General features: G+C 33.6%; 13 protein-coding genes and 1 CRISPR repeat array (1 of these 14 running past the window's edge). Of the genes, 7 read left to right on the top strand and 6 right to left on the bottom strand.

Annotated elements, in window-relative coordinates; all coding sequences use genetic code 11:
* Positions 1-492: a CRISPR direct-repeat array (repeat unit 30 nt; unit sequence CCCTTAATAGAACCAGAATGGAATGTAAAT) (it extends 8,100 nt beyond the left edge of the window).
* 261 nt (positions 493-753) lie between these two features.
* The 4 genes from J2Z35_RS05300 to J2Z35_RS05285 all read right to left on the bottom strand — a co-directional run bounded on the left by J2Z35_RS05300 (position 754) and on the right by J2Z35_RS05285 (position 4,406).
* Positions 754-1,587: a methyl-accepting chemotaxis protein gene (locus tag J2Z35_RS05300; protein ID WP_209660216.1), complete on the bottom strand. Its 834-nt coding sequence runs from the start codon at positions 1,585-1,587 to the stop codon at positions 754-756.
* A gap of 91 nt (positions 1,588-1,678) precedes the next feature.
* Positions 1,679-2,734, bottom strand: a complete 1,056-nt coding sequence (locus J2Z35_RS05295) for an ABC transporter ATP-binding protein (RefSeq protein ID WP_209660214.1) — start codon at positions 2,732-2,734, stop codon at positions 1,679-1,681.
* Positions 2,731-3,426, bottom strand: coding sequence for an ABC transporter permease (locus tag J2Z35_RS05290; RefSeq protein ID WP_209660212.1), 696 nt, complete (start codon positions 3,424-3,426; stop codon positions 2,731-2,733). Before J2Z35_RS05290 ends, J2Z35_RS05295 begins: the two co-directional genes overlap by 4 nt.
* 86 nt (positions 3,427-3,512) lie before the next feature.
* Positions 3,513-4,406 carry a substrate-binding domain-containing protein gene (locus J2Z35_RS05285; protein WP_209660210.1) on the bottom strand — a complete coding sequence of 298 codons (894 nt, stop codon included), beginning with the start codon at positions 4,404-4,406 and terminating at the stop codon, positions 3,513-3,515.
* Positions 4,407-4,634: 228 nt separating this feature from the next.
* Here J2Z35_RS05285 and J2Z35_RS05280 point away from each other — a divergent pair, with 228 nt between their 5' ends.
* Positions 4,635-5,075, top strand: coding sequence for a DMT family transporter (locus J2Z35_RS05280; RefSeq protein ID WP_209660208.1), 441 nt, complete (start codon positions 4,635-4,637; stop codon positions 5,073-5,075).
* A gap of 152 nt (positions 5,076-5,227) precedes the next feature.
* Here the strand turns inward: J2Z35_RS05280 and J2Z35_RS05275 are convergent, their stop codons facing one another.
* Together J2Z35_RS05275 and J2Z35_RS05270 are read right to left on the bottom strand one after the other, a co-directional pair.
* Positions 5,228-6,322: an S-layer homology domain-containing protein gene (locus J2Z35_RS05275; RefSeq protein WP_245330773.1), complete on the bottom strand. Its 1,095-nt coding sequence runs from the start codon at positions 6,320-6,322 to the stop codon at positions 5,228-5,230.
* 135 nt (positions 6,323-6,457) lie between these two features.
* Positions 6,458-8,164 carry an MASE3 domain-containing protein gene (locus J2Z35_RS05270; RefSeq protein ID WP_209660204.1) on the bottom strand — a complete coding sequence of 569 codons (1,707 nt, stop codon included), beginning with the start codon at positions 8,162-8,164 and terminating at the stop codon, positions 6,458-6,460.
* A gap of 87 nt (positions 8,165-8,251) precedes the next feature.
* Here J2Z35_RS05270 and J2Z35_RS05265 point away from each other — a divergent pair, with 87 nt between their 5' ends.
* The 6 genes from J2Z35_RS05265 (at position 8,252) to citS (ending at position 16,192) form a co-directional block, all read left to right on the top strand.
* Positions 8,252-9,202 carry an aromatic acid exporter family protein gene (locus J2Z35_RS05265; RefSeq protein ID WP_209660202.1) on the top strand — a complete coding sequence of 317 codons (951 nt, stop codon included), beginning with the start codon at positions 8,252-8,254 and terminating at the stop codon, positions 9,200-9,202.
* Entirely contained in the window at positions 9,199-10,425 is a 1,227-nt protein-coding gene (locus J2Z35_RS05260) for a MerR family transcriptional regulator (RefSeq protein WP_209660200.1), read from the top strand. Before J2Z35_RS05265 ends, J2Z35_RS05260 begins: the two co-directional genes overlap by 4 nt.
* Positions 10,426-10,606: 181 nt before the next feature.
* Entirely contained in the window at positions 10,607-11,860 is a 1,254-nt protein-coding gene (locus J2Z35_RS05255) for an MFS transporter (protein ID WP_209660198.1), read from the top strand.
* Positions 11,861-12,032: 172 nt separating this feature from the next.
* Positions 12,033-13,784, top strand: a complete 1,752-nt coding sequence (locus J2Z35_RS05250; protein WP_209660196.1) for a sensor histidine kinase — start codon at positions 12,033-12,035, stop codon at positions 13,782-13,784.
* A gap of 16 nt (positions 13,785-13,800) precedes the next feature.
* Positions 13,801-14,574 (top strand): Na-translocating system protein MpsC family protein, encoded by a 774-nt coding sequence (locus tag J2Z35_RS05245; protein WP_209660194.1) that lies wholly within the window; start codon positions 13,801-13,803, stop codon positions 14,572-14,574.
* Between the two features lie 265 nt (positions 14,575-14,839).
* Positions 14,840-16,192: a citrate/sodium symporter CitS gene (citS, locus tag J2Z35_RS05240; RefSeq protein WP_209660193.1), complete on the top strand. Its 1,353-nt coding sequence runs from the start codon at positions 14,840-14,842 to the stop codon at positions 16,190-16,192.
* Positions 16,193-16,202: the final 10 nt, after the last annotated feature.

The following is a 16,202-nucleotide window of genomic DNA, read 5'->3' as shown; positions in this document are numbered from 1 at the left end:
AATAGAACCAGAATGGAATGTAAATTTTCTTGTAAAGAGGTACTAGCTTAGTTGCTATAGGCCCTTAATAGAACCAGAATGGAATGTAAATTGGAGTTTGCCATGAATCTGATACCAGTTGCGCAAGACCCTTAATAGAACCAGAATGGAATGTAAATACTTAGAAAAAACATAAGCTTGTTATACTCCAGCTCACCCTTAATAGAACCAGAATGGAATGTAAATGCAATTGAAAAAAACCTAAAATCAGAAATAACGATACCCTTAATAGAACCAGAATGGAATGTAAATTTTGCAATCTTCTTTGCTAAATCCTGTCCGATTTTATCCCTTAATAGAACCAGAATGGAATGTAAATATAAAGTATTCCCGGCTCTGCTACTCTCCAGTTATTACCCTTAATAGAACCAGAATGGAATGTAAATTTGTATAAACTCCAAATAAAGTCTTTTTTAGTAAGCCCCCTTAATAGAACCAGAATGGAATACAAATAGCCATTCTAAACCATTCCCTTTAAAGGGACTATTTACTTTTAATAGAACAAAAATGAAATATAAAAAATAATTTTATGTTTCCAAAAGGACAAAGAAGATATAATTTAAGACAACTAGTCAAAAGAAGCATGAGGGTAATTTTGAAGACCCCTCATGCTTAGAGTTCAGTAAAACTAAATTGGACATATCAATATCTATAAAGTAGTAGGTGAGTAAAAAAATCTAAAAGATTTTGGAAACTCTCAAGAGCTCGTGTTTTTTATAGACTCTTTGCAAAGTCTTCCAAAACAGAAAGCTGAGCAGCTAACTCCTCCATAGTAGCAGCTATTTCTTGGATAGAAGCAGAGGTTTCCTCACTTACAGAACTTATTTCATGTATGGATGAAACCATAGAATTAATAGAGTTTGTAATATCTTGAATTTGTACTTTTACATTTTTTGCAGAACTACTTGTTTGATCTGAAAGCCTTCTTATCTCATCAGCCACAACAGAAAAGCCTCTACCAGCCTCACCAGCTCTAGCAGCTTCAATAGCCGCATTTAATCCAAGCATATTTGTTTGGTTAGAAACACTGCTTATCATTTGTGTTATTTCGTCAGTTTTTTTCAATTTTTCCTTTGTATCATTAGAAGAACTAGAAAGTCCTTCGCTTTCTTTTGCAAGCTTTTGTGAACCATCAGAAATATCTTGCATTGATGAGGTTACTTGCTCAAATGCAGAAGAAAATTCTGTAATAATTTCTTGGAATTTAGATTGATTTTCTATGCTAAATACTACTGCGATTCCTCCAACAACATCACCATACTCATCAAAAACAGGGCTAGCTACTGCTTTAGCGGCAATACCCCAAATATCCTTTGGAATCTCATAAGAAATTTTTTCTTTATTTTTCATTGCAGTATGTATAGCACTTCCAGGTTTTACTTCAGACCCTACTTTTATTCCTAAATCCAAAGTTTCTCCAGGGGAGTAAGCAAGATATTTTTCCTTGTCAGTTACCCCAACTATTGCATCAGTTTGGTATATATTTTTTAAAAAGTGAGCACAGTTTACCAGTGTTTCAAGCAATTCAATTCCATTCAAATTATTCATTTTACAGTCTCCTTAATATAATTTTGTATGAATATGATAGCCCAAGGCTGGGACGAACGAAACGTCCCCTCGTCCCGCTCTCGTCACATCGTCACTCTTGTAGTTGGGTTATGTGGATTGCGTTTTTAGGGATGTAGATATCGAGCAAATTATTTATTTCGGGTTTGAGGTTGATGAATTTATGTTTATCAAGTATTACCGAAATAGGTAGTGGACAGCTAAGGGTAATTTTATAATTAAGGCCATAGGGTGATATGGCAACTATTTTTCCAGTAAAATTATTAGAGATGCCTTTGCCAAGCATTACATCTTCAGGTCTTATGTAACATTTTACCTCAGAATTCGTAATAGAAGAACTATTTTGTGGCAAATCTAAAAAAAGTCCGTATTCAAGGCTTACTCTCGTGTCTTCAATCATATAGCCTGATAGTTTTATATCGGCGCCTACAAGCTCAGCTACTTCATCGTTTGCCGGTTTATAAAATACATCTTCAACAGTGCCTCTTTGGACAATCTTTCCACCATACATCACTGCAACTTTATCTGCCATAAAAGGTATTTCTGAAAAATCATGGGTTATAAATACAGTTGTAATATTAGCTTCTTTAATTATCTGGGATAGCTCTGAAAGAAGTTGAGATTTTGTGGGGGAATCAAGTGCAGAAAAGGGTTCATCTAAGAAAAGAATCTTAGGCTCTAGTATCATAGCTCTTGCTATGCTTACTCTTTGAGCTTCTCCTCCTGAGAGATTCCTGGGATGCCTATCCTTAAGATGTGATATGGATAGCCTATCCATCCAGTATCTTATTTTTTCAGATCTATCTTTTTTTATTCCTCTTAATTTTAATCCATAGCCAATATTATCTTCAACTGACATGTTAAGTAGTAGAGGTTCTTGAAATACTGCTGCTATGTTTCTTCTTTTTTCTATTAATGACTTTCTATCCTCAGAAAAATAAGCTCTTAGCTCTCCTTGAGTGGGGTTCTCTAAAAAAGATAAGATTTTTAGGAGACTGCTTTTTCCGCTTCCGTTTGGTCCTATTAAAGCCAGTCTCTCATGTTCATATATTTCAAGGCTTTTTATATCAAGGATATCTTTATTTGATACTTTCCATTTTAGATTTTTAGCATATAATATAGGTCTCATTCTCTTTTCTCCTGCTGAACTAATGTAAGTAAAAGGGTTACAATGTATGCAATAGTCATAAGTATTATGGTTAAGGCCATGGCTGTTCCAAAATTTCCTTTTGCAACTTCAAGAACAGTTGCAGTTGTAAGCATCCTTGTAGAGCCTTTGATATTTCCGCCAACCATCATTGATGCCCCAACCTCTGAGATTACTGCGCCAAAGCCTGCGATTATTGCCGCTATGATTGGAAGCTTTGTTTCTTTGATGATGGCTAAAGTATACTGAAATTTTGTAGCTCCAAGGGAAAGTATCTGAATGTGAATCTTAGGGCTGAGCTGTTGTATTCCAGCAACTGTAAACCCTGCTATCATAGGAAATGCTATTACAAATTGAGCTATAATAAGGGCTGATGGTGTATAGATAAGCTGGAGACTTCCGAGTGGACCGCTTCTCCATAGAAATATACTCACCCAAAGCCCTATAGCAACAGGTGGAAAAGCCATCCCAGTATTTATGAGACTGATTAGAAATTTTCTCCCTGGGAAATTTTTAAGAGCTAGAGCCATTCCACAGGGAATGCCAAAAAGCATAGCCAGAGATGTAGAAATGATGGCTATCCTTAGGCTAGTCCATGTTATAAACATCACATCTTTGTCAAAACTAACTATCAGCTTTATTGCTTCTCTGACTCCTTCAAAGATTAGTCTCAATTTTAATACCGCCTTTTAATTTAATATTTTCTAGATTTTATATATGAATAAGCTCTTATCTTTTTTTAGATAAGAGCTTTAAGTTTTTAGTAATCTAATCCATATTCCTTTGGATCTTTTCCGCCGTCTGGGAAAAATAATGGAGAGCCATATTCTTCGACTCCAAATTCTCCAATCAGAGCTTGTCCTCTTTCAGAAAGCATGAATTCAACAAATGCTCTAGCTCCATCTTCATTTATAAGGTCGGATTTTTCAGGGTTTACCTGCATTACATGATAGATATTTAGAAGATCAGCCTCTCCTTCAATTAGTATTTCTAGGGAAAGGTTATCCAGTAGAGCTAGGTAGGTAGCTCTATCTGTAAGTGTGTAGCCTGATTTTTCTGAAGCGACTTTTAAGGTCTGCCCCATAGAGCTTCCTGTTTCTTGATACCAAGAACCTGAAGGCTCTATTTCTGCTTTTTTCCAGATAGAAAGCTCTTTTTTGTGAGTTCCTGAATCATCTCCTCGAGAGATAAATATAGACTCTGTATTTGCTATTTGAGCAAAGCCATCTGATGAACTAGAGCCATCTATACTTGCTGGATCTTCTGCGGGGCCTACTATTATAAAATCATTGTGCATTACTAGATTATAGTTAATAATATCCCCACTATCAAGAAGCTCTCTTTCTGATGATGGTGCATGGGTAAGAAGCACATCTGCATCTCCATTTTTTCCCATCTCAAGGGCTTGACCAGTTCCTACAGCTATAGTTTTTATAGTATAACCACTTTCCTCTTCAAATGCGGGGATTAGTATATCAAGAAGGCCACTATCTTGAGTGCTTGTAGTTGTAGCCAAAATAACATCCTTAGAGCCTTCTACCACATCATCACTTATTACTTCAAGAGGTGATTCCTCAGGCATTTCTTGAGTAGAGCAACCACCAATGATGAGTAATGAAGAGATTAAAAAAATACCTAAGATAAGCTTTTTCATAAAATATTTCCTCCTTATAATATAATAGATATTTAGCCACATTATCATTTTATGCTTTTTTAAATCTAGCAAAATATAATGTAGAGTATTTATAATCATAATATTCTATATATTTTGAATTACTCCTTTATAAAAATGTATTTTAAAGGGTATAATTATTTAGATGATGGATTAAAAGCTGTTCAGTTCTAAATTATAGATAAAATTAAAGTGACAGGAGGAAAAGTTGTGAACATACTTTTTATAATTTTTAGCATAGCTATAGGGGGGCTACTGAGCATACAGGGAAATATAAACAATCAAGTCAGCAGATTATTTACATTATCGGGAATGGTGATTGGAATATCAATAGTTCAGGCCATAGGTATAATTATGGTTTCCAAAGGGGAAGCTCTAAAATACTTAGGGGTACTTGGAGGACCTAAAATGTGGATTTCAGGATTTATGGGAGTAATAATACTCCTAGGACTTACAAAATCCATATCTTTCCTTGGGTCTGTAATGGCATTTTCTTCTGTTATTGTTGGTCAGGTGATATTTTCTGCTATCATAGATACTTTTGGGCTACTAGGACAGCCCAAGCAACCACTTAGCATGTACAGGTCAATTAGTATAGGACTTATGCTAGTTGCTGTTGTACTTTTAATTCTTGATAATGGGAAGTCATAAAAATTGAAAATAGATTTCCATATTTAAAAATTGGACATCAATTCCATAAACTAATTTTCTATATTTATCTAAAAAAGCTCTATATTTCAGAAGAAAACTGAAATATAGAGCTTTTAATATCTAAAATTAAGAAATATTTGAGTAAGGATATGCTAAGTTGTCCATTCTCCGTTTGCGATACCTATAAGGTAAAAATCGCCGTTATATTCTTCAAATATAAGGTAAAGACTTCTCCAGTCCATTCCGCTATACTGAGCAGTACCTTCCACATAAAGTTCTACAAATACTGCATTTTGGTAAAATGTTGGAATATTGTTTATAAGGTTTCCTCTAGAAATAACGTTATTATAAACAACTTCATCAGGAGATGTGAAATCCCTGTAATTTACATATCTATCAAAATAATCCTGTGGAGTTTCGTCGATGTCAAAGCCACTTCCATCTTGTATTCCCCAAAAGTATATATTATTATCCTGAAGCAGATTAGGAATCTGGGCAGCTGTAAATACTTGGTGATTATTTTCTATATAGTAGTATGGAGAAAATCTAATTCCTTTAATTGGATGAGCATAGCTTGCGAGGGAAGCCATATCTTCATCTTTTAGAATTTGAGCTATATCAAGAGCTTCAGATGAGAGGATAGCACCTTGTAAGAATTGAGGGTTTATAGATTTAGCCATAAATACTGAAAACTCAGCTCTAGTGACAGAGTTATTTGGCTTAAAGGTGCCATCTGGATAGCCAGAAGCTATATAATTATCTACAAGGGCCATGATGCTTGAAAATGCCCAATGATTTTGATTTATATCACTAAAGGGACTGCCTGTACTGCTTTGAACCATATTGTATGCAGATGAAATTACAGAAGAAACTTCAGCCCTAGTCATAGGGTTATTCGGTTTAAACGTACCATCTGGGTAGCCGCTCATTATACCATCAGAGACTACTGCACCAATAAAGCCACTTGCCCAGTGAGAAGCAGGAACATCTGGAAAATTAGAAGACTCTGGGCTGAGGTTAAGCTGATTTGCAAGAAGGACACTTACCTGAGCTCTCGTAAGGAGCTGATTAGGTTTAAAAGTCCCATCAGGAAAACCACTTATTATCCCTTCAGAAGAGAGATAGTCTATATAATTTTCTGCCCAATGGGAAGTTACATCTGGAAAATTAGAGTTTCCAAATGAAATAGATGTAGTAATTGCAAAAATAGTTAAAAATACCATAAACCTTATTTTTGTATTTTTCATGATCCACCTCCTGTTATTTCTATACCCCAAAATATATAAATAAAATATAAAAAGACTTAAGTTAAATGAGGATATCATCTAACTCGAGTCTTTTAAAATAGAATAATTTAAAAGAACTATTTGAAATAAACTATTTTATGGAGAGAATTTTTCCATTACGCAGTATGTAATGTCATCTGCTTGTACAGTTCCATAAAGGTGATTTTCTAGTACTCTGTCTATTTTTTTCTTAAGAAGAGGTCCAGGCATAGGTCCTGATTCTTTTATAAATTCTATAAGCTTGTCACTTCCTAAAAATTCTCCATCTTTATTTTTAAGTTCGCTTACACCATCTGTATAGAAAAATATTTTATCACCAAATCCAAGCTGAATATCAAAATCCTTGAACTCTGGCTCAAATAATGACCCTAGCTTGCAGATTGGAAATCCGCTGTCCATGTTTGCGAAATAGGGTACTTTACCATTTGGTATGACAATAGGAGCACAATTGAGCCCTGCAGATGATAGAGTTATCTTTCCGCTATCTTTATTATAAATACCATAGAGCATTACCATATGTGTCTCATCTGGAAAATGGGACTTATTAAATACATCATAAAAATGATGAAGCACAGAAGAAGGTGAAAATAAAGACGCTTCCTTTTGTTTTATTCTTGTGCTTTCTCCTACACTTTTGGCTGCAAATACCCCAAGCATAGCTGCAGATACTCCATGGCCGGCTACATCCATTACATAAAATCCAACATTTTTATCATCAATGGCAAAATAGTTCAAAAAATCTCCACTAAGCTCATCGCATGGTATGAATTCAAAGCTAAATCTTAAATCATGAATATTTTCTTCTCCATTTGGAAGCATAGCTATCTGTATGTCCCTTGCAGCGGCAAGTTCTTCTTCCATTTTTTTACTATAATTAGATAAAGCTGCATTTTTTGCCATAATCTCTTTAGTGTTTTTTTCTACGGCTATCTGAAGGTCATTTACATTAACGGTCAGGTAATCGTTTTCTTGAAATAACTGGATATAAGGTCTTCGTACGTTTTTTACAAAAATAGCCCAAAAAATATAACCATAAGATACTATCTTAAGTATATGGCCGGTCATATTTAGGGTGTCATATATATTTGTATATAAAGTAAAGCATATTTCAGAAAAAATAGCCAATATTACTCCACTAAGCAAAGATATATTACTGGAGCTATAATTACCATTCATACGTTTTAAATAGCATATCCCTGCTAATATGTAACTTATAATAATAGAATATTCCATATAGATTTTAATACTTGTAAGCCCCACGCCCTTTACTAGAAGCACAGGAAGCATATGAGTATAAGAGATACTTAAGAAAATTAAAAATGATGCTATAATAATAGAAATAACAAGGCTAAATTCTTTCCGAAAACCAGTGAGTTTTTCTTTAGAAGTACAAAAAGACCACAGTATCCCGATTCCAAATACAGTTCTTGCAAATATCCAAAAATAGGTGGGGGTTTGGATATCTACGGAAAACAAATTGTACATACCATCATAGGTAAGGGTATGAAATATATCTAAAAAACCAACTAGCAGAAATGTGTTTGCAAGTATCAAATGATGCTTTTTTTTGAATATATCAAAGGTGAAAAACAAAACCATAAAAATAGATATAGATACTAAAATGCTTAAAAGCTCTGCAAATATATGAAAGATAAGAAATGAATTTACAGATACAGATATATTAAAAATATTATTCAATATAATACTGATATACACAATAAAAAAAGATGAGATAAATATTGTACCTAGATAAATTGATGCTCTATTTGGATTGATAAGCTTAGATTCTGGTACTTTAACCATGTTGCACCTCGTATATTTTGATTTAACTAATTATAACATAACTAAGATCAATACTGAAATAGTGGAGATTTCAGAGGGAGGCAAAATTTGAAAATTATTGGATATAGAACTTTAAAAACAGCAATCGGTGCTCCTATTGCTATGACTATAGCACATCAGATAGGGCTTAGAAATTATCTTGCAGCTGGAGTAATAACAATTCTTAGTATTCAAAGCACCAGAAGACAATCTGTAGAGTTTGCAGCAAAAAGGGTTGTATCTAGCATAGTTGCTTTTATAATAGCAGGGGTATTATTCAACTTATTTGGATTTTCAGAAGTGATATTTGGTCTTTTTATACTTATATTTATTACGATATCTTCAAGGCTCAACCTACTTGAAGGGGTAGTAGCAAGCTCTGTCCTTGTGACTCACCTTATGGCTGACAAATCCACAGGGATTAACTCTATATCAAATGCACTTTCTCTTATGGCAATAGGAGTAGGGACAGCTTTATTTATGAATCTCTATATGCCAAGTGTAGAGGAGAGGCTGATTAAAGACAAAAAAGATATAGAAAAAATCATGAAGGAAATACTTCTTGAGATGTCAGTAGCCCTAAAAGAGCATTATATATCCCTTGATTTAGAAGTGATGTTTAAAGACCTAAAGGAAAAGCTTGATACCGGAGCACGAAGAGCAGAAAAGCAAAGAGGGAATTATCTGTTTACACAAGGCGAAAACTATTATGTGGAGTATATGAAAATCAGACAAAATCAGTATAGCGTCCTTGAAAGAATGATGGGACATTTTAGAAGATTTTTTATGACCTATGATCAGACTCTTCTAATATCTGATCTCACAAAAGAAATAGCCCTATCCATAGAGGATGAGACCGTTGAAAAGAAAACCATGGACAAGATGAAGATGCTAAGAGTGTCTTTTAAAGAGATGGAGCTTCCAAAAACAAGAGAAGAATTTGAAAATAGAGCAATGCTTTATCAGTTTTTCAATGATCTTGAATATTTTATAGCTCTAAAGGTGGAGGGACTTGAATGAAAATAGGAGAATTTGCAAAGAAAAATGATATCACAATAGATACAGTGAGACATTATATTGACTTGGGCCTTATTCTTCCTATTAAAAAAACAGGGCAGTATGATTTTGATTTAAGGTGCGAAAAAGATATAAAGGATATTCAAAGGTTTAAAGAAATGAAATTTTCCTTAAATGAAATCAAGGAAATACTTACCTTCAAGACTTTGGGAAACTTAGACGCCGGAGAATCCAAGGATTTTCTAAAAAATATCTTTAATAACCATATCTCTAGGCTGGAAAAAGAAGGATTGGAGATACATAAGGCTCTTGCGCTTGTAAAAGAATTAAAAGAAGATTATTTGTCATTAAAATCACATCAAAGTATAAACCTTGGACTTGGGATATCTGATTTGAGTATCTTTTCTTCATATGAAAATAACCTCCCTTTGATAAAAGATGCAAAGATAGTAGATGGATTACTTCGAGAAGGGATATTAGCTAGGGGAAAAGATGATGAAATGAAGATAGATGATGGAATAATCAAATACAAGGGTTTCTCGGAAAGAATCTATTTTGAGGATCATTTAAATTATTTTGATGTGGAAAATTATATAAAAGCTACCGACAAGGAATTTTTAAAGACTATAAAAAATATGATAGAGTGGATGATAAAGCAAATAGACTTTGAGTCTTTAAAGGGAAAGGTGATTTTAGAGCTTGGAACAGGAGTGGGTTTTCTCCTTAGAAACATCTACGCTATGCTTCCAGCTGACTGCGTATATATAGCTGTTGATAGAAATGTAGGACTTTTGAAGAGATTAAAGGAGATTCTTGAACGATCTGGAGAAAAGAAGAATGTGATTTTTCTGGCCTCAGATTTTGCTACTATGCCCATAGGAAAAGAAAAGGTAGATATAGTTTTGGATTTTGCAGGCAGTAGTAATTTTGGTTTTGAAAATGAAGAGTTTTTACTTAAAACTATTGACCATCAAATTAAAAAAGAAGCGGAGCTTTATGGGAGCTATATTGTTTTTAAGTTATTTAAAGAAAATAGCAAAATTGATAGAAATCTTAGAAAAAACTTTCTAGAGAAAAATATAAGGGAGTATATTAGCTCTTTGGGTTTTGAGATGAAGAGTGAAAATATATCTTCTGTACACACAAAGGCAGGAGATTTAGAGGAGTTTTGGGTAGAAGGTGAAGAGTTTTTTAGTTATTCATATGCAGGAAAAAGGTGGGGTTAACCCCACCTTTTTGATTTTTTGATAAAAAAAATTAAAAAGTATCTATTGAAATAGCCTATCCTCCACTATGTATCATAAAATCAAGAAGATTTATTTACAAACCCAAGATGTTATTTAGCTTTTTAATTTACTTAGAGCTAATGTAGAATCCTTAGGGTTTAATATGTTAGGAGGATAAGAAATGAGTAGAGAAACTAGAAATATATTTTTATTTTCGTTTGGGAAATTTTCATCGGTGTTTGGGACTTCAATATACACTTTTGCAATAGGGCTATATGTACTGAGCGTCACAGGCTCAGGACTTAGCTTTGCCCTAAATCTTATGCTATCTGTAATACCTATGCTTATAATTACTCCAATAGCAGGGATACTTTCAGATAGATTTGATAGGAAAAAGATATTTATTTCCATGGATTTATTAAATGCAGTACTACTAATAGGGGGATATTTCTGGGCTCTAAACTATGGACTTAGCTTAGGTATGATTTACATTCTTACGCTTTTGATGTCGTTTTTCACATCTATATTTTCAATTGCTATTGAATCGGCAATACCAAGTATGGTAAAGGAAGAGGAGTTAATGAAAATAAACTCCCTAAGTAGAATCATAGACTCATGTTCATCTATACTTGGACCTGTACTTGGAGGGATGATATTTGCATTTGTGGATATTAGATTTTTCCTTCTAATTAATGGAATGAGCTTTCTTTTATCTGCATTATCAGAGTATTTTATAAATCTCAAGGTATCTAAAGATTCATCTGGGAAGACTGAAGAAAGTCCTATTGAGTCTATGAAATCAGGAATAAGCTATTTAAAAAATTCCAAATTGATATTAGGTCTGATAGCGGTATTTGTGATATTTAACTTTTCATTTGGATTTTCAGTTGTTGTACCACTCCCATATATTATAAACAATGTGCTCCAGCTTTCACCTACAGCCTATGGAAATATCCAAGCATTTTTGCCTCTTGGTATGATAATTGGAGCTTTGGTCATCAATCTACTATCTAAAATTCTAAAATATGAACAGATACTAATGCTTACATCAATTGGAGTTGGGATTTTAATCATAGGAATAGGAGCTCCTTTAGTAACTCTAAGCTTTAGCAAAGAAGGATATACTATTTATTACAGCGCTTTGATGATGTTTATTGGAATATTTATAGCATTTGTAGATATTCCTGTTATGAATATTTTGCAGCTTGAGATAGAGGAAGCTTTTAGGGGAAGGGTTCTTGGAGTTGTAATTACAGCTGTAAAAGTAGTCGCGCCAATCGCATTTCTAAGCTCAGGATTTTTCCTTAATTTTATACCAGTGTATATAATATGTTTCTTTGGCGGAGGGGTTTTGATTTTAGGAAATGGATTTTTCCTTAAAAAGCTTACAAGAGAAAGGACAAAAGAAAAGACTCCTCTAGCACTTCAAAGTTAAGACTTCCCTTTAGTTGACAGATTTATCAAGTAATGTTAAAATTCCCCTTAAGACAGAAGGGGCTAATAGACTTAGAGTATATGCTTGGAAAGGAAACTTCCTTTTCAGGCATATTTTGATTTAAGGGAAATGTAAAAAGCTATTTTACTTAATATGAAAAAAGGATGAAAATATGGAAGAAAAAAAGAGTCTGCATCAAAAATTAAATGGCAGAATAATTAAAATACTCCTTGGGAGCACTCTTATAATTGCAATAATAATTGCTATGCTTTTGGGTTCTTATAGGTACTATAGAGATCATGTCATAGAAACTGAGCAAAACGACATGCTCAATCTTGTAACAGCAGTATCAAGAAAGCTAGAGCTTTATTTTGAAAGTAAAGACAGGTACATAAGAGAGATAATGAAGGAAGAGCAATTTAAAGAGGATTTTGTTTCTCTTTTAAACGATGATGATGAAGGTATAAGACTTATAGGAATTATGTATAGGACAAATGAGGAAGAAATAAACTCCATAGAAATCACAGACAAAAATGGAAATCTATTAACCTCTTATGGAGAGACTCATGGAAACACCTATTATATTTCTGAGGATATGAAACTGGCTGTAGAAACTAAAAGTCCAGTTTATTATGTCCAGTCTAGGGGAAAAAAGAGTATAAACATAATCCAACCTGTCAATATAGACGAGTCGAAAGAACCAGAAGGGTTTATAAGAGTACGAATCAGCGCTGATTATATTTATGAAAACTATATAGAGGCATACAAATCCAATGAAACAGGATATATATCTGTAAAGGATAGTAGCGGAAATCTTTTTCTTCATCCATCAAATCAATTCATAGGATCAGATGTTGTGGATGTAAGAAAAATGCAGTATCCAGATTATGATTGGAGTGAGCTTGAAGAGATAGTACGAAGACAGAAAAACAAAGAAACAGGGGTAGATACATATCATTCCATTTGGCCTGAGGATAGTACCAGAGTCAAAAAAATAAGTAGCTATACACCTTCAAATATTGGAGACGAATTTTTGATTATAAATCTTTCTTTAGATTATCAAGAAACTATAGCAAGTGTTGATGGATTAAGAGATGCTACAATTATGATATCGCTCATGCTAATATTTGTAATGGGTCTTGCCATCTCTTCCCTTTACTACATCGAGGTAAAGAAAAATAGACTTATACTTGAGTCCATTTACTTAAATGAAATCAATCAGAAAAACACCCAGCTTATGCACCAGTCAAGATATGCTGCGATGGGAGAAATGCTTGCAACTATAGCCCATCAGCTCAAGCAACCTCTTAATGCCCTTAAGATTTCAAATTATAATATCGAAGATTACTATAATGAAGGAGAGGATGATAAGGAATATCTAAAAAGCCTGATTGAATCAAATTTTAGATTTATAGATAAAACGGCAAAGACTATAGATGATTTTAGAAACTTTTTCAAGCCAGAGGATAAAGGCGGAAGCTTTACTCTTAGCGAGGCAGTTCAGTTTTCCATAGACCTTAACGTAACTAGGATTAACTTTATGGAAGTGGATATAAAAATTGATATAGATGAAAATCTTGAAATAACTGGAGAAAGTAACATTTTTTCTCAGGTAATACTCAACCTTCTTAATAATTCCTTAGATGCTTTTAAAGAAAAAGACTATATTAAAGACAAAAGTATATACATATCAGCAATTGAAACAGAAAAAGAAATCAAATTGTTTTTTAGGGACAATGCAGGTGGAATAGAGGATAAAGTAATAAAAAGACTGTTTGAGCCTTATATTACAACCAAGGGAGAGCAAGGAACAGGTCTGGGGCTTTATATTACCAGAAATATTCTAAGGGAAAAATTTAATTCAGATATATATATACATAGTGAACAGGAAATGACAAGCTGCGTTATTATAATTAAAAAATAATAAGAGGTGAGGATTTATGGCGAATCAAGAAGGCATTTTAAAAAATATAAAGCTTCTTTATGTGGAAGATGAAGAGGAAGTTGTAGAGCAAATGTCATTTCTTTTAAAAAAGAGGTTGGGAAAGCTAAGAATAGCAAAGAATGGAAAAGAAGGCTTTGATATGTTCATGGATGAAAGGCCTGACATAATTCTTTCTGACCTCAAGATGCCTATTATGGACGGGATTACAATGGCAAGGGAGATAAGAAGATATAGCAAAACCCCCATAATTATAACGACAGCATTTTCAGATAAGGACATAATCCTAAAAGCAATTGATGTGGGTATAGAAAAATACATCATAAAACCCATAAATCCCAAGGAGCTTTTAGAATCCCTTGAAAAGGTGGCAAAAGAGATACTTTCAAAAAGAGGAAGTATCATAATGGGAAAAGATGGAGAAACACTGGGAAAAGAAGAAAAATTAAAGACAGAAGAAGATATAAAAAATTCAGTAGCAAAGCTTATCAAGGAAAAAACAGGGAAAGGCCCTAAAACTGTAAAAGCATTTATTCATATGTCCAAAATAGAAATTGAGGTATTTGAGGGACAGACGAAGCTAGAAAAAAATCTTGCCCAAAATCCCGCAAATCACATGATTCTAAAATATATAAGAGAGGCTGTATATAGGGATTATACAGGTGAAATATTTGATTTGTTAAAGGAAGTAGTAAAGGGAGAGCTGAGTATAGAATCAATCGATATAGATATTTTAAATGACAGGGAAACTATTGTAATAGGTATATTATAGACAATGAGGTTTCATAAAATTTTAACAATTTATCAAAAACCTCTTTACACAATTTCTGAGATATTGTATATTTAATTTGTAGCTAAGTTTGAAAAGGTTTTCATAAAACCTATTTAAAATAGCCTTGGAATTATAAAAACCATATAGTTTTTTAGTTACTGATCTTTTTAAGAAAGTTTTGACTTGGCTTAAAGGACGGTGCAGAAATTTATTTTTCTGTATCGTCCTTTTTTTGTTTTTCAATTATTATTTTAGGAGGTAAAAAATGGAAAATGCACAAAAGATTCAAAAGGTAGAAAGTAGTAATGAGCAAAATTCAAAAGGAAGATTTGGAGGGCTAAAAATATTTAATATTCCTCTTCCACTATTTGCACTGCTTGCAGCTATTGTAATAGGAGCATCGCTTTTAGAAGTAATACCGGTAAATATTGTGGGAGCACTAGGTCTTACATTTGTCCTTGGAGCTACATTTGGGGAAATAGGAGATAGAATTCCAATATGGAAAGAATATGTAGGAGGTGGAGCTATCCTTGCGTTTTTAGGTTCGGCTTACCTTGTATATTCAGGTATCATGCCAGAACAAAGTATAAATGCAGTAACTGAATTTATGAAAGAAACTAACTTTCTGACTCTTTTTATAGCAGTTTTGATAACAGGCAGCGTACTTTCAGTTGAAAGAAAACTTCTTCTTAAGGCACTTGTAGGATACATACCAACAATAGTAATAGGGATAGCAGGAGCTATGCTTTTTGGAGTTGTAGCAGGTCTTCTTACTGGAATATCACCAGCAAACGTACTTACAATGTATGTGCTTCCAATAATGGGCGGAGGAACAGGAGCAGGAGCACTACCTATGAGTGAAATATATAGCTCTGTGACAGGCAATGATCCAAGCCAGTTTTTATCATTTGCCTTCCCTATACTTACGATAGCTAATATAGTTGCAATAGTAATTGCAGCTCTTTTAAATAAGCTAGGAGAAAAAAGACCATCTCTTACTGGAAATGGCGAGCTTGTTAGAAACAAAGATTTTGATGCAAAACAGAAAAAAGTAGAAGTAAAGTTAACTACAAGAGATATATCAGCAGGATTTATACTGTCAATATCTATATATCTACTGGGAGTTCTTATGAGTAAAGCTATACTTCCTACAGTATTTGGAGTTCAGATTCACACATTTGCATACATGGTTTTATTTGTATCACTTTTTAACGCACTAAATATTATTCCAGAAGAGCTAAAGCAAGGAGCTAAGAAGCTACAAAGCTTTTTCTCAGGAGAGTTCCTTTGGGTAATAATGATAGGTGTAGGAGTGGCATATACAGATCTTGGAGAAATTATAGCTGCAATCAATGCTACAAACGTTATAATAGCAAGCTTTATAGTAATAGGAGCTGTAGTAGGTACTGCAATTAGTGGTTACTTCATTGGATTTTACCCTATAGAATCTTCAATAACTGCCGGTCTTTGTATGGCTAATAGAGGAGGTTCTGGAGACCTTGCAGTTTTAGGAGCAGCAAAGAGAATGGACCTTATTTCTTGGGCTCAGATATCATCAAGGCTTGGCGGAGGAATAATGTTAGTTATTGCCAGTATAGTATTTGGGGTTCTTTATTAAGGAGGTATAA

The organism is Acetoanaerobium pronyense, assembly GCF_017874355.1.
GTDB classification, from domain to species: Bacteria; Bacillota; Clostridia; order Peptostreptococcales; family Filifactoraceae; genus Acetoanaerobium; species Acetoanaerobium pronyense.
This window is presented reverse-complemented; position numbering and strand designations above follow the sequence as displayed.